The organism is Microbacterium sp. MAH-37 (assembly GCF_009758255.1).
Lineage (GTDB): Bacteria > Actinomycetota > Actinomycetes > Actinomycetales > Microbacteriaceae > Microbacterium.
The window spans coordinates 276,309-294,918 of record NZ_WSEN01000009.1 but is presented as its reverse complement, the minus strand read 5'-3'; the positions used below and the strand labels follow the sequence as shown (position 1 = coordinate 294,918).

General features: G+C 69.9%; 15 protein-coding genes. 12 read left to right on the top strand and 3 right to left on the bottom strand.

All coding sequences use genetic code 11. From position 1 onward, the window contains the following. Positions 1 to 2: 2 nt before the first annotated feature. Both GON06_RS13615 and GON06_RS13610 read left to right on the top strand, forming a co-directional pair. Positions 3 to 1,340, top strand: coding sequence for a DUF58 domain-containing protein (locus tag GON06_RS13615; protein ID WP_332837543.1), 1,338 nt, complete (start codon positions 3 to 5; stop codon positions 1,338 to 1,340). Beyond that, positions 1,337 to 1,906 (top strand): hypothetical protein, encoded by a 570-nt coding sequence (locus GON06_RS13610; protein ID WP_157312797.1) that lies wholly within the window; start codon positions 1,337 to 1,339, stop codon positions 1,904 to 1,906. The genes GON06_RS13615 and GON06_RS13610 overlap by 4 nt, the downstream gene beginning before the upstream one ends. On the opposite strand, the gene GON06_RS13605 is transcribed toward GON06_RS13610, so the two are convergent. Genes GON06_RS13605 through GON06_RS13595 form a run of 3 tightly spaced genes read right to left on the bottom strand, consistent with a single transcriptional unit; the run spans position 1,903 to position 6,967 of the window. Continuing rightward, entirely contained in the window at positions 1,903 to 3,495 is a 1,593-nt protein-coding gene (locus GON06_RS13605; RefSeq protein ID WP_157312796.1) for an FAD-dependent oxidoreductase, read from the bottom strand. The genes GON06_RS13610 and GON06_RS13605 overlap by 4 nt on opposite strands. Beyond that, positions 3,492 to 5,564, bottom strand: coding sequence for a molybdopterin oxidoreductase family protein (locus GON06_RS13600; RefSeq protein WP_332837542.1), 2,073 nt, complete (start codon positions 5,562 to 5,564; stop codon positions 3,492 to 3,494). The genes GON06_RS13605 and GON06_RS13600 overlap by 4 nt, the downstream gene beginning before the upstream one ends. Continuing rightward, complete coding sequence (locus GON06_RS13595) at positions 5,561 to 6,967, bottom strand: MFS transporter (RefSeq protein ID WP_157312795.1); 1,407 nt, start codon at positions 6,965 to 6,967, stop codon at positions 5,561 to 5,563. Before GON06_RS13595 ends, GON06_RS13600 begins: the two co-directional genes overlap by 4 nt. A 192-nt stretch (positions 6,968 to 7,159) precedes the next feature. Between GON06_RS13595 and uvrA the strand changes: the two genes are divergently transcribed. The 10 genes from uvrA (at position 7,160) to GON06_RS13545 (ending at position 18,594) form a co-directional block, all read left to right on the top strand. Next, complete coding sequence (uvrA, locus tag GON06_RS13590) at positions 7,160 to 10,051, top strand: excinuclease ABC subunit UvrA (RefSeq protein ID WP_332837541.1); 2,892 nt, start codon at positions 7,160 to 7,162, stop codon at positions 10,049 to 10,051. Beyond that, on the top strand, positions 10,051 to 11,946 hold the full coding sequence (uvrC, locus tag GON06_RS13585; protein ID WP_157312794.1) for an excinuclease ABC subunit UvrC: 1,896 nt from the start codon (positions 10,051 to 10,053) through the stop codon (positions 11,944 to 11,946). Before uvrA ends, uvrC begins: the two co-directional genes overlap by 1 nt. 25 nt (positions 11,947 to 11,971) lie before the next feature. Next, positions 11,972 to 12,877: an RNase adapter RapZ gene (gene rapZ / locus GON06_RS13580; protein WP_157312793.1), complete on the top strand. Its 906-nt coding sequence runs from the start codon at positions 11,972 to 11,974 to the stop codon at positions 12,875 to 12,877. 84 nt (positions 12,878 to 12,961) lie between these two features. Next, positions 12,962 to 13,954, top strand: coding sequence for a DNA-binding protein WhiA (gene whiA, locus GON06_RS13575; protein ID WP_116242975.1), 993 nt, complete (start codon positions 12,962 to 12,964; stop codon positions 13,952 to 13,954). A 197-nt stretch (positions 13,955 to 14,151) separates the two neighbouring features. Then, positions 14,152 to 14,778 (top strand): superoxide dismutase, encoded by a 627-nt coding sequence (locus GON06_RS13570; RefSeq protein WP_157312792.1) that lies wholly within the window; start codon positions 14,152 to 14,154, stop codon positions 14,776 to 14,778. Positions 14,779 to 14,879: 101 nt separating this feature from the next. Next, positions 14,880 to 15,890 (top strand): type I glyceraldehyde-3-phosphate dehydrogenase, encoded by a 1,011-nt coding sequence (gene gap, locus GON06_RS13565; protein WP_332837540.1) that lies wholly within the window; start codon positions 14,880 to 14,882, stop codon positions 15,888 to 15,890. A gap of 10 nt (positions 15,891 to 15,900) precedes the next feature. Further along, on the top strand, positions 15,901 to 17,127 hold the full coding sequence (locus tag GON06_RS13560; protein ID WP_157312791.1) for a phosphoglycerate kinase: 1,227 nt from the start codon (positions 15,901 to 15,903) through the stop codon (positions 17,125 to 17,127). Next, a complete protein-coding gene (tpiA, locus tag GON06_RS13555) occupies positions 17,118 to 17,909 on the top strand; it encodes a triose-phosphate isomerase (RefSeq protein ID WP_157312790.1) in 792 nt (263 codons plus the stop codon). Before GON06_RS13560 ends, tpiA begins: the two co-directional genes overlap by 10 nt. Before the next feature lie 83 nt (positions 17,910 to 17,992). After that, a complete protein-coding gene (gene secG, locus GON06_RS13550) occupies positions 17,993 to 18,241 on the top strand; it encodes a preprotein translocase subunit SecG (protein WP_332837539.1) in 249 nt (82 codons plus the stop codon). Further along, positions 18,241 to 18,594: an RNA polymerase-binding protein RbpA gene (locus tag GON06_RS13545; RefSeq protein ID WP_157312789.1), complete on the top strand. Its 354-nt coding sequence runs from the start codon at positions 18,241 to 18,243 to the stop codon at positions 18,592 to 18,594. Before secG ends, GON06_RS13545 begins: the two co-directional genes overlap by 1 nt. The last annotated feature ends 16 nt before the right edge of the window (positions 18,595 to 18,610 follow it).

The window sequence follows — 18,610 nt, the reverse complement described above, 5'->3', positions numbered from 1 at the left end:
CTGTGAGCCGCTTCCGGGCCGACGCGCCGTCCTCGCCGGCATCCGGCGCTGATGTCGCCGCCACCCTGGTGTGGCGCCGCACCCCCGTCGTCGCCGTCGCCCTCGCCGGCGCTGTCGTGCTCGCCGCGATCGGACTCGCACTGTCCCGCCCCGACCTCGTGGCCGTCGGCATCCCGCTCGCGCTGTGCTTCGTCTGGGCGCTGCTGCGCCGCCCGGCTGGAGGCGCCCTCGAGGTCGAGCTGAGCGCCGAGGCGGGGGACGGCGAGGGGGTCGTCGTGGGGCGTGTTGACATCGATGCGGACGCCGAATGGGTGCAGCTCGCGGTCGATCAGGCTGGACGCCGCACCGGCATGGCCGACGTGGCGCCGGACGAGGAGGCTCTGCGCTCACGCAGCAGACTGCGCCACTCCGGTCCGATCGAACTGCTCGCGGTCACGGCGAGGGCGGTTGCACTGGACGGCGCGTGGACATCCGCCGTCACGCCGACGGCACGTCTGCGCTGGAACGCCGCGCCCGTCCTGCGCCGGCTTCAGGAGCTCCCCGTCGCCCCGCGGCTGACCGGGCTGCACGGCAGCCACGAGGGTGCCAGGCCAGGACAGGGCGGCGACTTCAGGGACATCCACCCGTTCGCCCCCGGCGACGAGCTGCGCCGCGTGGACTGGCGGGCGACGGCGCGTCTGTCCCGGGCCCCGGGCGAACTGTACGTGCGCCGGGTGAACACGCTCAGCGACAGTTCGGTGGTGATCGCCGTCGACACGGCCGACGACCTCGGCGAGGTCGTCGCGACATGGGGAACGGGTGATCTCGAGCACAGCGGCACCACCTCGCTCGACCTCGCCCGCGAGGCGGCGCTGTCGCTCGCGACCGCGGCGATCGAGACCGGAGACCGGGTGGCCTTCCATGAGCTCGCACCGGGCGGCCGCACCCTGCGCAGCGGGGCGGGCGCACGGTATCTGGCTCGGCTGCGCGACGTGATCGCCGCCACCGGCGTGAGCGGCGACGGCTCCCGGTTCCGCCGCACGCCGCCGGTTCCGCAGGGCTCGATCGTCTTCGTGCTCTCCACCTTCTTCGACGGCGCGGCCGCCGAGCTCGCGACCCGCTGGCGAGCATCCGGGCATGCCGTCGTCGCCGTCGACGTCCTGCCGGAGCCGGACGACACACGGCTGAGCGCCGAGCAGCGGCTCGCGACCAGGACCCTCCTGGCCGAGCGCAGCGACATCCTCGTAGAACTGCGCAGGACCGGCGTCGAGGTGCTCACCTGGCGGAGCGGCGACGCGGACGCCGTGCTGCGGATGCTGATCCGCGGGCGGCACGCCCGCCAGGCGGCGGTGCGGCGATGAGCGGCATCCTGCGCAGGGCGCACAGCTTCCGGGTGCGCGCCGCCGTCCCCGGCGCCGTCGTGCGCGTCGTCCTCGTGGCGATCGTGACGGCGGGCGCCTTCATGCTGATCCCGGTGCCGATGTGGCGCTGGATCGCGATCGTGGCGGCGGTGGCGAGCGTGTTCGTTCCTCGTACGATGGTCGCCTGGGTGGCCGCCGGGTGCCTGCCGGTGGGGATGCTGCTGACCGAGTCCTCGCCGACCCGGACGGCGCTCGCGGTGCTGCTGGTGCACGCGATCCACGTGCTGGCCGGGATCGGGCTCACTGTGCCGCTGCGATCGCAGCTCGCGCTGCGCGCCCTGCTGCCGAGTGCGCGCAGGTTCATCGTGATCGAGTTGATCGCCCAGCCGCTCGCGCTCGGGGGAGCGCGTCTGGTCGCCGGCTCGACCGGCGTCGCGATCGCCTGGCTCGCGCCGCTGGGCGCCGTACTGCTGCTGGCGGGCATCGTGTTCGCCCTGCGTGGGCTGCGTACGGCGGATGCCGCTCCTGGGACCCGGCGCGGGAACCGACCCGGTGATACGGCCTAGCCGACGCGCGCGCCGCCGGCGAGCGAGACGTCACGCGCGATGAGCTCGGCGATCCTTCCGCGGCATCCGCCGCAGCCGGTGCCCGCCCTGGTCGTCGAGCCGACGCACTCCACCGTGTCGGCGCCATCGGCGAGGGCATCGCTGATGCGCTGCACCGTTACGCCGTTGCACCAGCACACCGTCGCATCCGGCGCGAACGGATCGGTGCCGAGCGCCTCGCCGGAGTCGACGCCGTCCAGACGCAGCAGCGCGCCGCGATCGGCGGGCAGTTCTCCGCCCCGCTCGAAGAGCAGGGCGAGTTCCGCGCCCGCTCTGGGCATGCCGACCGCCACGAACCCCTCCAGCACCCCGGCGCGGGTGACCATCTTGATGTAGCACCCTCGGGCCGGATCCAGCCACTGACTCACCTGCCGCCGGTGCGCGCAGGCATCCGTATGCGGGTCCTCGTCCCAGGGATCGGCGTCCACGGCACCGCCGGAGATGACGTCCACGTCCTCGGCTTTGAGCGAGACGACCGCGGGACGATCAGCAAGCGGATGCATCTCGTCGCCCGCGCCGGAGAGCCACGCCGAGAGAGCGTCCGCCTGGCGCCATCCGGGGCCGATGAGCCCCGATGGCGCTCCCGCGACGTGGCCGTCGGCCCTGGCCGAGTCGCGCGCTGCCACCTGCGCGCAGTCACCGATCGCGAAGATCGAGGGATCCGTCCATGAGGCGAGCTGCTCGTCGACGAGGATGCCGGTGGCCACGGCGAGGTCGGCCGCGGCGGCCAGCTCCACGCGTGCGGATGCGCCGACGGAGAGCAGCAGAAGATCGCCGCGCACGAGCGTGCCGTCTGCGCAGAGCAGGGCGTCGAAGCGGACGCCGCCGCTGCGGTCCGTGCGGGTGACGATGCTCTCGGCGACGGCATGCGCCAGCATCTGCACGCCCGCGCCCCGTGCCGCGCGCGCGAGCATGCGGCCGCCGTCGTCGTCGAGGTTGCGACTCATCGGAACGCCGCCGGTGTGCACGACGACGACCTCTGCGCCCTGTTCCCTGGCGGCGAGCGCGACCTCCAGTCCGAGGACGCCTGCGCCCAGCACGACGATCCGCAGTCCGGCGCGGACAGCAGCGGCGACCTGCTCCGCATCCGCGAGGTCGCGCAGTGCGGTGACCCCGCGGGGGAGGTCGTGCTCGCCGCGATCGAGCAGCTTCGGATGCAGCGCTCTGGACAGACGGTGACGGCGCGCCTTCTCCATGCCGAACAGCGTGGGCACGTTGGCGCGTGCGCCGGTGGCGAGCACGAGCCGGTCGTAGGCGACGCGATCGCCTCCGCTGGTGCGCACGAGGCGCCGGCTTCTGTCGATCGAGACGGCCGCCTCGCCGAGACGGACGGATGCCCCGGCCGCGGCCGCCGCCGCGGCCCCCGGCAGGTCGAGCCGCTCGCGGGTCGCCCTGCCGACGGCGAGTTCCGCGATCAGGACGCGGTTGTACGCGTCGTCCTGCTCTGCGCCGAGGACGGTCAGCGTGACGGCACCCGCGCGCACCGCGGGAAGCATCCCCTCGACGAAGCGTGCGCCGACAGGCCCGAAGCCGATCACGACGATCCTCATGAGATGTCCCCCTCCGCCCGTGCCAGGGTGACCGGGGTCCTCTTGAACTCGGGCATCGCCGAGACCGGGTCGACGACCGGTCTGGTGAGCAGATTCGCGCGGTCCTCGCCGGGGAAGTGGAACGGGAGGAAGACCGTGTCGTGCCGGATGCCCGAGGTGATCTCCGCTCGCACGCGGACGGTCCCGCCGTCGCGGGAGATCTCGACCATGTCGTCGGCGGCGATCCCGAGATCGGCTGCGGTCGCCGGGTGCAGCTGGACCGTCGCCCGCGGACGTGCCTGGACCAGCTCGGCGACCCGGCGTGTCTGCGCCCCGGACTGGTAGTGCTCGAGCAGGCGCCCGGTGATGAGCGTCATACCGGGGTTCGGGATCGCGACGCCGGGGGAGACCGGCACGATGCGCGCCCGACCGTCGGGGTGGGCGAACGCCTCTGCGAAGAGGCGCGCCGTGCCAGCGGTGCCGGCGGGATACGGCCAGTACGCCGCCTCGCCGCTGTCCAGGAGCGCATGGCTGAGGCCGGAGTAGTCAGCGGGACCTCCCGCAGAGGCCCTGGCGAGCTCGTCGAAGACCTCCGCCGCGTCCGTCGGCCAGCTGCCCGGAGCCCGCAGACGACGGGCCAGCTGCTGGAGGATCCACAGCTCGCTCCGCGTCTCGCCCGGCGCATCGATCGACTTCCGCCGCCGGATCACGCGGCCCTCGAGCGAGGTCATCGTGCCCTCCTCCTCGGCCCACTGCGTCACCGGCAGCACGTAGTGCGCCAACTTCGCGGTCTCGGAGAGGAAGAAGTCGCACACCACCAGCAGGTCGAGTCTCGCCAGATCCCGGGTGACGGTCGCCGCGTCCGGGGCTGAGACCACGACGTTCGAGCCGTGCACCAGGAGGGCGGCTACCTCGTCGCCGAGCATCCCGAGCAGTTCCATCGCCGGGACGCCGGGGCCGGGAAGCGTCGCCTCTTCGACGCCCCACACCGCCGCGACGTGCCGCCGCGCAGCGGGATCCGAGATCCGGCGGTACCCGGGGAGCTGGTCGCACTTCTGCCCGTGCTCCCGACCGCCCTGGCCGTTGCCCTGGCCGGTCAGCGTGCCGTACCCCGCACCGGCCCGTCCCGGCAGACCGAGTACGAGGGCGAGGTTGATCGCGGCGGTCGCGGTGTCGGTGCCGTCGGCGTGCTGCTCGACGCCGCGCCCGGTGATGATGAAGGTGCGCCGGTGCACGGCGAGACGACGGGCGATCGTGCGCAGCTGCGCCGCCGGCACACCCGTCAGCGACTGCACCCGCTCCGGCCACCATGCGGCGACGCTGCGCCGCAGTTCCTCGAGGCCGGTGGTGCGTGTTCGCAGGTAGGGGAGATCCGCGAGGCCCTCGGCGAGCACGATGTGGGTCAGGCCGAGCAGCACCAGTAGGTCGGTGCCCGGCGCCGGCTGCACGTGGATCCCGCCGCCGTCCTCGAGCAGCCTGGCGGTCTCGGAGCGCCGCGGGTCGACGACGATCAGGCCGCCGGCCGCGCGCGCACCGGTGAGGTGGCCGAGCAGAGGCGGCATCGTCGCTGCGACGTTGGACCCGAGGAGCAGGATCGTCTCTGCGCCGTCGAGATCGGTCACCGGGAACGGCAGCCCGCGGTCGATGCCGAAGGCGCGGTTGCCCGCCGCCGCGGCGCTGGACATGCAGAACCGGCCGTTGTAGTCGATCCGGCTCGTGCCCAGCGCGATCCGGGCGAACTTGCCGAGCTGATACGCCTTCTCGTTCGTCAGGCCGCCGCCGCCGAACACGCCGATGCAGTCGGCGCCGCGCTCCGCGCGCAGCGCGGCGAGTCGCGCTGCGATGTCGTCGAGTGCGTCATCCCAGGAGACCTCCTCGAAACCGGCATCCGTCCGCCGCAGGGGCGTGGTGACCCGGTCCGGATGCCGGAGCAGTTCGGCCGAGGTCCAGCCCTTCTTGCACAGTCCGCCGCGATTGGTCGGGAAGTCGCGGGGCGCGACCGAGGCACCGGCCTCCTGCGGCGTCAGTGTCATCGCGCACTGCAGAGCGCAGTACGGGCAGTGCGTCGAGGTGACCGACGCGGACGTCACAGCCGCGTCCCCGCGCGACGGCCGGCCCGCACGTAGACCACGGCCGTCACGGTGATCATGATCAGGTAGGCGCCGACGAACCAGCTCAGTCCCGCCGAGTAGCCGCCCGTGCTGGCCTTCGACCAGCCGAGCGCCTGCGGAATGACGAATCCGCCGTAGGCGCCGATCGCCGAGATGATGCCGAGCGCGGCGGCCGCCTTGCGCTGAGAGCCGACGTCGCCCGCGGTACGGTGGGCGTCCTCCGCTCCCGCACGCCAGGCGAACACCGTCGGGATCATCCGGTAGGTCGCCCCGTTGCCGATTCCGCTCGCGGTGAAGAGCAGCAGGAACAGCCCCAGGAATCCCCAGAACCCGATCGTCGGCAGCGTGAGGATGACGACGGTGGTGAGCGCGGCCATGGCGCCGAACGCGACCAGGGTGATCGATGAGCCGCCGAAGCGGTCGGCGAGCCTGCCGCCGTAGGGCCGTGCGAGAGAGCCGCACAGCGCGCCGAGGAACGCGAGCGACAGTGAGGCGGTGCCCACGTGCAGCTGGGAGTACTCCGGGAACTGGTCGGCGAGGAGCTTCGGGAACACGCCCGCGAACCCGATGAAGGAGCCGAAGGTGCCGAGATAGAGGAAGGCGAGGACCCAGAGATGCGGCTCTCTGAACGCGGCGAGGGAGGCGGCGAAGTCGGCGCGGGCGCTGGACAGGTTGTCCATGCGCAGCGCGGCGCCCACGACGGCGACGATGATGAGCGGCACCCAGATCCAGCCGGCGGCGGAGAGGTTCAGGGTCGTCGCCGCTCCCACCGTGATGACGATCGGCACGACGAACTGCGCGACGGCGGCGCCCAGGTTGCCGCCGGCCGCGTTCACTCCCAGCGCCCAGCCCTTCTCGCGCTGCGGATAGAACGAGGTGATGTTCGACATCGAGGAGGCGAAGTTGCCGCCGCCGAGTCCGGCGAGGGCGGCGACGCCGAGCATCACCGGGAACGGCGTGTCCGGGTTGCCGACGCACAGTGCCAGGCCCGTCACGGGGAGCAGCAGCAGTGCGGCCGAGATGATCGTCCAGTTCCGCCCGCCGAATCGGGGGACCATGAACGTGTAGGGGAAGCGCAGGGTGGCGCCGACGAGACTCGGCATCGAGATCAACCAGAACGTCTGCGTCACATCGAAGGTGAACCCCGCCGCCGGCAGCGAGATCACGACGATCGACCAGAGCTGCCACACCACGAACCCGAGGAACTCGGCGAAGATCGACCAGCGCAGGTTGCGCGCCGCGATACGTCGTCCCTCGTGCTCCCACTGATCACGATCCTCGGCATCCCAGCCGTCGATCCAGCGGCCCGCTCTGACGGTGAGGGCGCCGGGGGCGAGGACGGGGCCCGTGCGCGGGGCTGGTGCGGAGTCGATCGCGGTCATGGTGTCTCCGATGCTCGGATGCCGGCCTGATGACCAGGAGGCTACGGGGGCGCTGTTTCGGTGCCATCGCCGTTCGGTGTCGGCGGTGTAACGCCGGACTCACACGAGTCGCATCCGGTTGTGAGGACGCACGGATGCCGCGCCTGAGTGCTCTCCGAGCCCGATGTCGGTGGGCACTCCTAGACTTGTCCGGTGCCCATTGTTCCCGTCGCCAGCTCAGGAAAACTCAGTGTCCGCGGTGCCCGCGTGCACAATCTCAAGAACGTAGACATCGAGATCCCCCGCGATTCGCTGGTGGTCTTCACCGGACTGTCCGGCTCCGGCAAGTCCAGCCTCGCGTTCGACACGATCTTCGCGGAGGGACAGCGTCGCTATGTCGAGTCGTTGAGTGCCTATGCGCGGCAGTTCCTCGGCCAGGTCGACCGGCCGGACGTCGACTTCATCGAGGGGCTCAGCCCTGCGGTGTCGATCGACCAGAAGTCGACCAACCGCAACCCTCGGTCGACGGTCGGCACGATCACCGAGATCTACGACTACATGCGCCTGCTCTGGGCGCGCATCGGCGTGCCGCACTGCCCCGAGTGCGGTGAGCGCATCCAGCGGCAGACCGTGCAGCAGATCGCCGATCAGCTCATGGAGCTGCCGGAGCGCACCCGCTATCAGATCGTCGCGCCCGTCGTCTCGCAGAAGAAGGGCGAGTTCGTCGACCTGTTCCGCGAACTGGGCGCGAAGGGCTACTCGCGCGCGATCGTCGACGGCGACCTCATCCAGCTGGCAGAGCCGCCGACGCTGAAGAAGAGCTACAAGCACGACATCGCCGTGGTCGTCGACCGCCTCGTGGCATCCGACGACATCCTCGGCCGCGTGACCGACTCGGTCGAGACGGCGCTCGGCCTCGCCGGCGGCGTCATGCAGGTCAACTTCGTCGACGAGGAGGGGGACGCGGCCTGGCAGTCGTTCTCCGAGAAGCTGGCGTGCCCCAACGGGCATCCGATCACCCTCACCGAGATCGAGCCCCGCACCTTCTCGTTCAACGCGCCGTTCGGTGCGTGCCCGGCGTGCTCGGGCCTCGGCACCCGGATGTCTGTCGACGTCGACCTCATGCTCGGCGACGAGGAGCTGTCGATCCGCGAAGGCGTCATCATCCCGTGGACGACGCAGGGCAAGGGGCTCTTCCAGTACTACGAGCGTCTGCTCGAGGGCCTGTCGAACGACCTGGACTTCTCGCTGGACACGCCCTGGCGCAAGCTGCACTCCGATGTGCGCGAGGCCGTGCTGCGGGGTGACAACTACAAGGTCACCGTCAAGTGGAAGAACCGCTACGGGCGCGAGATGCGCTACACGTCGGGCTTCGAGGGCGTCGTGCCGTACATCGAGCGGCAGTACATGCAGGCCGAGTCCGACACGCAGCGCCAGCGCTGGGCCGAATACCTGCGTGAGGTCCCCTGTCCGGTCTGCAAGGGCGACCGGCTTCGCCCCGAGGTGCTGTCGGTGCTGGTGCACGGGCATTCCATCTCAGAGGTCTCGCACCTCAGCCTGGCCGACGCCCGCGAGTTCATGGAGCACCTGGTGCTGTCCGACCGCGAGGCGAAGATCGCCGCGCAGGTGCTGCGCGAGATCCGGCTGCGACTCGACTTCCTGCTGCAGGTCGGCCTGGCCTACCTCAACCTCAGCCGCTCTGCGGGATCGCTCTCCGGTGGCGAGGCGCAGCGCATCCGGCTGGCCACGCAGATCGGCTCCGGCCTGACCGGCGTGCTGTACGTGCTCGACGAGCCGTCCATCGGTCTGCACCAGCGCGACAACCGCCGCCTGATCGAGACGCTCGAGACGCTGCGCGATCTTGGCAACACGCTGATCGTGGTCGAGCACGACGAGGAGACCATCCAGGCCGCCGACTGGGTCGTCGACATCGGCCCCGGCGCCGGCGTCGGCGGGGGAGAGGTCGTGCACTCCGGCCCCTATTCGTCGCTCTTGGCGGATACCGGGTCCATCACCGGCGACTACCTCGCCGGCCGCCGCGAGATCACGACGCCGGCCAAGCGCCGTCGCATCGATCGCAAGCGGATGCTGGGTGTCGTGGGCGCCCGCGAGAACAACCTGAAGAACGTCTCCGCGGACTTCCCGCTGGGTGTGCTCACCGCGGTCACCGGCGTCAGCGGATCCGGCAAGTCCTCGCTGGTCAACGACATCCTGTACCAGGTGCTCGCCTCGAAGCTGAACGGCGCCAGGACCGTGCCTGGCAAGCACACCAGGGTCACCGGACTCGACAACCTCGACAAGGTCGTGCACGTCGATCAGGCGCCGATCGGCCGCACCCCGCGGTCGAACCCGGCGACCTACACCGGCGTCTTCGACCGCATCCGCACGCTGTTCAGCGAGACACCAGAGGCGAAGGTGCGCGGGTACCTTCCCGGCCGGTTCAGCTTCAACGTCAAGGGCGGCCGCTGCGACGCGTGCTCCGGAGACGGCACGATCAAGATCGAGATGAACTTCCTGCCCGATGTGTACGTGGACTGCGAGGTGTGCCACGGCAAGCGGTACAACCGCGACACGCTCTCCGTGCACTACAAGGGCAAGAACATCGCCGAGGTGCTCGAGATGCCGATCGAGGAGGCCGCGGTCTTCTTCGAGGCGATCCCCGCGATCCACCGGTACATGAAGACGCTCGTCGACGTGGGACTCGGCTACGTGCGGCTCGGACAGTCGGCGACGACGCTCTCCGGCGGCGAGGCGCAGCGCGTCAAGCTCGCGACGGAGTTGCAGCGCCGCTCGAACGGACGCAGCATCTACGTGCTCGACGAGCCGACCACGGGTCTGCACTTCGAAGACGTGCGCAAGCTGCTCGAGGTGCTGAACGGCCTGGTCGACAAGGGCAACACCGTGATCGTGATCGAGCACAACCTCGACGTGATCAAGTCCGCCGACTGGGTGATCGACCTCGGACCGGAGGGCGGCGCCGGTGGCGGCGAGATCATCGCGACCGGCACGCCGGAGCAGATCGCGCGCGTCGAGGGCAGCCACACCGGGCAGTTCCTCGCCGAGGTCCTCGGTCTCGGGAGCGGCGCGGCGCGCAAGGCCGGCTGATGGCGGACGTCCTCCCGTACAAGCCGCGCACAGGGGAGATTCCGACCGATCCCGGGGTGTACCGGTTCCGCGACTCCGACGGCCGGGTGCTCTACGTCGGCAAGGCGAAGAACCTGCGTCAGCGGCTGTCGAACTACTTCGCGCCACTGCGCACGCTGCACGAGCGCACCCGGCGGATGGTCACGACCGCGGCATCCGTGGAGTGGACCGTCGTCGCGACGGACGTCGATTCGCTCCAGCTGGAGTACATGTGGATCAAGGAGTTCGATCCGCCGTTCAACGTGCGCTACAAGGACGACAAGTCCTACCCGTTCATGGCGATCACGCTCGCCGACGAGGCGCCGCGCGTCATCGTCACCCGCAACCGGCGGATCCCCGGGGCGAAGTACTTCGGGCCGTATCCGAAGGTGTGGGCGGTGCACGACACGATCGAGCTGATGATCAGGGCATTCCCGATCCGCACCTGCAGCGACTCCAGTTACCGCAAGGCGATGCAGACAGGTCGGCCGTGCTTCCCCGGCCAGATCGGCCGGTGCGGCGGTCCGTGCTCGATGACCTGCACCATCGAGGAGCATCGCGCGATGGTCGACGACTTCATCGCGTTCATGGAAGGGGGCGACGAGCGCTTCACGCGCGAGCTCACCAAGCGGATGCGGGAGGCGTCCGCCGCCATGGACTACGAGGCGGCGGCGAAGTACCGCGACAAGCTCGCCTCGATCGACGCCGTGCTCGGCAAGAGCGCGCTGGTGCTCGCCGCCGACGAGGACGCTGACCTGTTCGGAATCGCCGAGGACGAGCTCTCGGCGGCGGTGCAGCACTTCGTGATCCGCGGCGGCCGCGTGCGAGGCGTGCGCGCCACAGCCATCGACAAGGAGATCGACATCTCCGGACCCGAGCTGGTCGACCAGGTGCTGCAGCGCGCCTACGGCGAATCCGGCGACATCCCGCGGCGCATCCTGGTGCCTTCCCTTCCTGACGACGCCGCCGAGCTCGAGCAGTGGCTTCGCGAGAAGCGCGGCAGGAAGGTCGAGATCGCCGTCGCGCAGCGCGGGCAGAGGGCCGAGCTGATGCGCACCGCGACGCTGAACGCGACGCAGGCGCTCATCCGGCACAAGACCAAGCGCACCAGCGACTACGTCGCGCGCACGCAGGCGCTGACCGACCTGCAGGACGCGCTCGGCATGGACGAGGCGCCGCTGCGCATCGAGTGCTACGACATCTCGCACCTCAGCGGCACGAACGTGGTCGCCTCGATGGTGGTCTTCGAGGACGGTCTCCCTCGCAAGGACCAGTACCGATCGTTCAACATCACCGAGACGACGGACGACACGGACTCGATGTACCAGGTGCTGATGCGCCGGCTCGCGCACGTCGACAGCGCCCCAGAACCGCTTCCGGATCCGACGATCGAGGCGGTTGCAGGGGAGAAGCCCCGCCCCCGCTTCGCCTATCGCCCGCAGTTGCTCATCGTGGACGGCGGTCAGCCGCAGGTCGCCGCGGCGGCACGGGCGCTGCGCGACAGCGGTGCGACGGGCATCGCGCTGTGCGGCATCGCCAAGCGCCTCGAGGAGATCTGGCTGCCCGGCGACGACTTCCCGGTCATCCTGCCCCGCACCAGCGAGGCGTTGTACCTCGTGCAGCGGCTGCGCGACGAGGCGCACCGGTTCGCGATCACGCATCAGCGCCGCAGGCGCCGGCGCGACATCAGCACGGTGCTGTCCGAGGTGCCAGGACTCGGCGACGCCAGGATCAAGGCGCTGCTGAAGCACTTCGGGTCCGTGGCCAAGCTGCGTGCCGCGGACGCGGAGCAGATCCAGGAGGTCCCCGGCATCGGTCCGGCTCTCGCGCAGACCATCCAGGCGAGGCTCTCGAAGGGCGCCGTGGAAAAGCCCTAAGCTGGTTGCGAGGGGAAGGTGCCACATGACTGCGGCGGAGACGGCGGACGAAGAGACCACTGTCGAGGAGCAGGGCGAGTTCCTCATCGTCACCGGCATGTCGGGCGCCGGCCGCACAACGGCGGCGAACGCGCTGGAGGACCTCGGCTGGTACGTGGTCGACAACCTTCCGCCGCAGATCCTTCGCCCGCTGCTCGACCTCACCGGCATGGGTGGCGCGAACCTGCCCAAGGTCGCCGCCGTCGTCGACGTCCGCGGTCGCAGCCTCTTCGACGACTTCCCCGGGGTCGCGCGTGCACTGCGCTCCCGCGGCTCCGGCGTGAAGGTGCTGTTCCTGGATGCCTCGGACGATGTGCTCGTGCGCCGCTTCGAGTCCGTGCGCCGACCGCATCCGCTGCAGGGCGACGGCACGCTGCTGGACGGCATCCGCACCGAACGGTCCCGGCTGGCGATGGTCCGCGAAGCCGCGGACCTGGTGATCGACACCTCGAGCCTCAACATCCACCAGCTGGCCACGCAGGTGACCGAGATCTTCTCCGAGGAGGGCGCAGCGCGCCATCGGCTGACGCTGCTGAGCTTCGGGTTCAAGTACGGCCTTCCCACCGACGTGGACCTTGTGGCCGACATGCGCTTCCTGCCCAACCCGTTCTGGAACGACGAGCTGCGCGGCCTCACCGGCCAGGACGAGCAGGTGCGAGACTACGTGCTCTCGCGCGACGGCGCCCAGGAGTTCCTGGACGCCTATGCCACCGCTCTCGTGCCGGTGCTCGAGGGGTATCAGCGCGAGAACAAGAGCCACTCCACTGTCGCGATCGGATGCACCGGGGGCAAGCACCGCTCGGTGGCGATGGCCGAGGAACTGGGCCGTCGGCTCGGCCAGATCCCGGGGGTGGCGGTTAACATCCGCCACCGCGACCTCGGTCGGGAGTAGGCTCTCTGAATCGTCGGGCAAGGGGCCTTCCTTGTAAGCTGGTTCCTTGCGCCGCGATCCGGCGCGCGGAGCAAGAGGAGTCCCGTGGCACTAACCACCGACGTCAAGGCGGAACTGGTCAGCATCCGGAACGCACCCCCTTCGGTGCGCGTCGCGGAGGTGACCACCATTCTCCGGTTCGCCGGCGGACTGCACTCCATCGCGGGGCGCGTCGCCGTCGAGGCCGAGGTGGATGCCGAGACGCTGGCGCGTCGAGTCGCCCGTGATCTCGCCGAGATCTACGGTGTGCGCCCGGAGATCGCGCAGGTGAAGTCCAGCACCGCGCAGACCGGCGGCGCGGCGGAGAGCCCCCGCTGGGCGGTGCGCGTGATCGCCGCGGGCGAGACCCTCGCCCGCCAGACCGGTCTTCTCGACCCCCGTCGCCGTCCGGTCCGCGGTCTGCCGAACCGCCTGACCACCGGCTCCCGCGAGGAGCTCGCCGGCATCTGGCGCGGCGCCTTCCTGGCCGCCGGCTCGCTCAGCGAGCCCGGTCGCTCGGCCGTGCTCGAGGTCGCCTGCCCGTCGTCCGAGGCCGCGATGGCCCTCGTCGGCGCCGCACACCGTCTGGGTATCGCATCCAAGGCCCGTGAGGTGCGTGGCATGCCGCGCGTCGTCGTCCGCGAGGGCGAGGCGATCCGGGGCATCCTCGCGGTGATGGGCGCGCAGCGCACCGCCGCCGCATGGGAGGAGATGCGCCAGCGTCGCGAGGTGCGCGCCGGTGTGAACCGACTGGTGAACTTCGACGACGCGAACCTGCGCCGTTCGGCGCAGGCCGCCGTCGCCGCCTGCGCCCGGGTCGAGCGCGCCCTCGAGATCCTCGGCGACGAGGTTCCCGATCACCTGCGTCTCGCCGGACGACTGCGTCTGGAGCACCGTGAGGCCAGCCTGGACGAGCTCGGCCACCACGCCGAGCCGCCGCTGACCAAGGACGCCGTCGCCGGCCGCATCCGCCGTCTGCTGGCGATGGCCGACAAGCGCGCGCAGCAGGAAGGCATCCCTGGTACCGAGGCAGCGGTGCCGGCCGGACTCGACGGCTGACGCCGCTGCTTTTCCGCATCGTGGGCGCTTCCGCACAGGAGGCGCCCACGTCTGCGTTTCCGGCGGTCATCTGCGGAAGCATCCCGTCCGCGGGCGCGTTGTCGTCAGTAGGATGAGACTCGTCCGCTCTGCCCCGCACACGGCGGCGCAGGGGAACGACAAGCGCCGCGGCGCGGCGCGGATTGGATGAAATCGACATGGCGACTTACACGCTCCCCGACCTTCCGTACGACTACGCGGCACTCGAACCGCACATCAGCGCCAAGATCATGGAGCTGCACCACGACAAGCACCACGCGGCGTACGTCGCGGGCGCGAACGCTGCGCTGGAGCAGCTGGCCGAGGCACGGGAGACCGGCAACTTCGCGAACGTCAACCGTCTCGAGAAGGACCTCGCCTTCCACCTCGGCGGCCACGTCAACCACTCGATCTTCTGGACCAACCTGTCGCCGAACGGCGGCGGCCAGCCCGAGGGCGAGCTGAAGGCGGCCATCGAGGAGTTCTTCGGCTCCTTCGAGAAGTTCCAGGCGCACTTCACCGCTGCGGCCATGGGTATCCAGGGGTCGGGCTGGGCCGTGCTGAGCTGGGACCCGATCGGCGCCCGCCTGATCATCCAGCAGCTGTTCGACCAGCAGGGCAACACCGCCCAGGGCACCATTCCGCTGTTCCAGCTGGACATGTGGGAGCACGCCTTCTACCTGGACTACCTCAACGTGAAGGCCGACTACGTCAAGGCTGCCTGGAACATCGCGAACTGGGAGAACGTGTCCCAGCGCTTCGTAACGGCGCGCGAGAACACCGCAGGTCTCCTGGTACTGTCGTAAAAGATGGGCGTCCTGATGGGCGCTAAAGCCCATCAGGACGCCGTTGTCCGTGCAATCCGCAAGAATCACGCAATTCCTCGAGTAAGAACCAGGAGACTTTCGTGTCTGTCAAGATCGGTATCAACGGCTTCGGTCGTATCGGGCGTAATTTCCTCCGCGCGGCCCTCGCGCAGAACGCTGACCTGGAGATCGTCGCTGTCAACGACCTCACTGACAACAAGGCGCTCGCGCACCTGCTGAAGTACGACTCGGTCGGCGGACGCCTCGGTGTGGACGTCTCCTACGAGGGTGACGTGATCACCGTCGGCGGCAAGGACATCAAGGTCTTCGAGGAGCGCGACCCCGCGAACCTGCCCTGGGGTGAGCTCGGCGTCGACATCGTCATCGAGTCGACCGGCCGCTTCACCAAGGCCGAGGATGCAGCCAAGCACATCGCCGGCGGCGCCAAGAAGGTCATCATCTCCGCTCCCGCCACCGGCGCGGACGGCACGTTCGTCATCGGCGTGAACGAGGAGACCTACGACCCGGCGAACCACAACATCATCTCCAACGCGTCCTGCACCACCAACTGCCTCGCGCCGCTGGCCAAGGTGTTCAACGACACGTTCGGCATCGAGCGCGGCTTCATGATGACCGCGCACGCCTACACCGCCGACCAGAACCTGCAGGACGGCCCGCACGGCGACCTGCACCGCGCACGCGCCGCAGCGATCAACATCGTCCCGGCGTCGACCGGTGCTGCCAAGGCCATCGGCCTGGTCCTGCCCGAGCTGAACGGCAAGCTCAGCGGCTCGTCGTACCGCGTTCCGGTGCCCACCGGCTCGATCGTCGACCTCACGCTGGTGACCACCCGCGACGACCTGACCGTCGAAGAGATCAACGCCGCCTACCGTGCGGCCGCCGCCGACGGACGCCTGCAGGGCATCCTGAAGTACAACGAGGACCCGATCGTGTCGAGCGACATCCAGCTCGACCCGCACTCCTCGGTCTTCGACGCCGGCCTGACCAACGTCGACGGCAACCTCGTCAAGGTCTCGAGCTGGTACGACAACGAGTGGGGCTACTCCAACCGTCTCGTCGACCTGACCGAGTACGTGGCCGAGCGTCTCTAAACTCTCTTCCATGACACTGCGCACCCTCGAATCCCTCCGGGAGACAGTCGGTTCGCTGGAAGGCAAGCGCGTCATCGTCCGTTGTGACCTCAACGTCCCCCTGCGGGACGGGGTCATCACGGACGATGGCCGTGTTCGGGCCTCCCTGCCGACCCTCAACGCCCTCATCAACGCCGGCGCCCGCGTCGTCGTCTGCTCGCACCTGGGCCGCCCCGACGGGGCGCCCGACCCGCAGTACAGCCTCGCCCCGGTGGCGCAGCGTCTGTCCGAGCTGCTCGGCAAGCCGGTCGCGTTCGCACGCGACACGGTGGACGAGTCGGCCCAGCAGGCCGTCGCGTCGCTCGAGGACGGCGGTGTCGTCGTGCTGGAGAACCTGCGGTTCAATCCGGGCGAGACCTCGAAGGACGACGCTGAGCGCTCCGCCTTCGCCGCCCGTCTCGCCGCGCTCGGCGATGCCATGGTGTCCGACGGCTTCGGCGTCGTGCACCGCAAACAGGCCAGCGTCTACGAGCTCGCCCAGCAGCTGCCGTCCGCGGCCGGTCTGCTGATCGCGACCGAGCTGGACGTGCTGGACCGCCTCACCGAGAACCCCGAGCGTCCGTACACGGTGGTCCTGGGCGGATCGAAGGTGAGCGACAAGCTGGGCGTCATCTCGCACCTGCTGCCGCGCGTCGACCGTCTGCTCGTGGGCGGCGGCATGCTGTTCACCTTCCTCGCGGCCGAGGGCCACGCCGTGGCATCCAGTCTGCTCGAGAAGGACCAGCTCGACACCGTCCGCGGCTACATCGCCGAGGCGAAGGATCGCGGCGTGGAGCTCGTGCTGCCGACCGACGTCGTCGTGGCATCCGGCTTCGCGGCCGATGCGGCGCACGAGGTGGTCGCGGCCGACGCGATCGAGCAGAGCTCGTTCGGTGCATCCGGCATCGGCCTCGACATCGGACCGGATACCGCTGCAGCCTTCGCCGCGGCGATCCGCGACTCGAAGACGGTGTTCTGGAACGGCCCGATGGGCGTGTTCGAGTTCCCCGCGTTCGCGGCGGGCACCAAGGCCGTGGCGCAGGCCCTCACCGAGATCGACGGTCTCGGCGTGGTCGGCGGTGGTGACTCGGCCGCGGCGGTGCGCCAGCTCGGGTTCGCGGACGACCAGTTCGGACACATCTCGACGGGCGGGGGCGCAAGCCTCGAGTTCCTCGAGGGCAAGAAGCTCCCCGGCTTGGAGGTACTCGGATGGGCGTGAACAAGAGGACCCCGCTGATCGCGGGCAACTGGAAGATGAATCTCGACCACTTGCAGGCGGTCGCGACGGTGCAGAAGCTGCACTGGACGCTGAAGGATGCCGGGCACGAGAACGGCTCGGTCGAGGTGGCGGTGTTCCCGCCGTTCACCGACATCCGCAGCGTGCAGACGCTGATCGACGCCGACAAGATCCCGTTCGGGCTCGGTGCGCAGGACGTCTCGGCGCACGACTCCGGCGCGTACACCGGCGAGGTGTCTGGTGCGTTCCTGTCGAAGCTCGGCGTCGGCTACGTCATCATCGGTCACTCCGAGCGCCGCGAGTACCACGCGGAGTCGGACGAAGTCGTGAACGCCAAGGTGCGCGCGGCGCTGAAGCACGGTCTCGTGCCGGTGATCTGCGTCGGCGAGACCGCCGATGACCTGGAGACGCACGGCGCGAGCGCCGTGCCCGCCGGGCAGCTCGAGGCGGCGCTGGCCGGCGTTCCGGCATCCGCCGACATCGTCGTGGCCTATGAGCCGGTCTGGGCGATCGGGTCGGGCCAGGCGGCCACGCCGGCGCAGGCGCAGGAGGTCTGCCAGGCGCTGCGCCAGGTGATCGCCCGTGTCCTCGACGAGGATGCAGCGGCGCGCACGCGCGTGCTCTACGGAGGCAGCGTGAAGTCCGGCAACATCGCCAGCTTCATGCGCGAGCCCGACGTCGACGGCGCCCTGGTGGGCGGCGCGAGCCTCGTCGTGGACGAGTTCGCGGCGATCATCCGCTTCGAGAAGCACGTCGGCGTCTGAGCGTCGGGGGCGGCCGGAAATCGGCGACCCCGTATAATCGACAGTCATGCGGGCCGTTCGGCCCCGGTGAAAGGCTTCTACCCGTGCAGGTTCTCGAGTTCGTGCTGCAAGTGCTGCTGGGCATCAGCAGCGTTCTGCTGACTCTTCTCATCCTTCTCCACAAGGGCCGCGGTGGCGGCCTCTCCGACATGTTCGGAGGCGGCATGACCGCCGCCGTCGGCTCGTCGGGGCTCGCGGAGCGCAACCTCAACCGCTTCACGATCGTGCTCGCCCTGGTGTGGTTCATCTCGATCGTGGCGCTGGGTCTGATCACGAAGGTCGGGGTGGTCTGATGGCCACCGGCGGCAACGCGATCCGCGGCACGCGGGTCGGCTCCGGCCCGATGGGGGAGCAGGACCACGGCTATCACGCCGACCGCATCGCGGTCTCGTACTGGGACGGCCTCGGCAACGAGACCGTGCGGTACTTCGCGGCGGGTCTGCCCGAGGAGGAGATCCCGGACATCATCGATCACCCCCACACCGGGCTTCCGGCCGGGCGTGACAGGCAGAACCCGCCGGAGCTCGCCAAGGCGGAGCCGTACAAGACGCACCTCGCCTACGTGAAGGAGCGTCGTACCGACGAAGAGGCTGAGCAGCTTCTCGACGACGCGCTCACGCAGCTGCGCGAGCGCCGCGGGCAGTGAGCCTGACGCACTGACA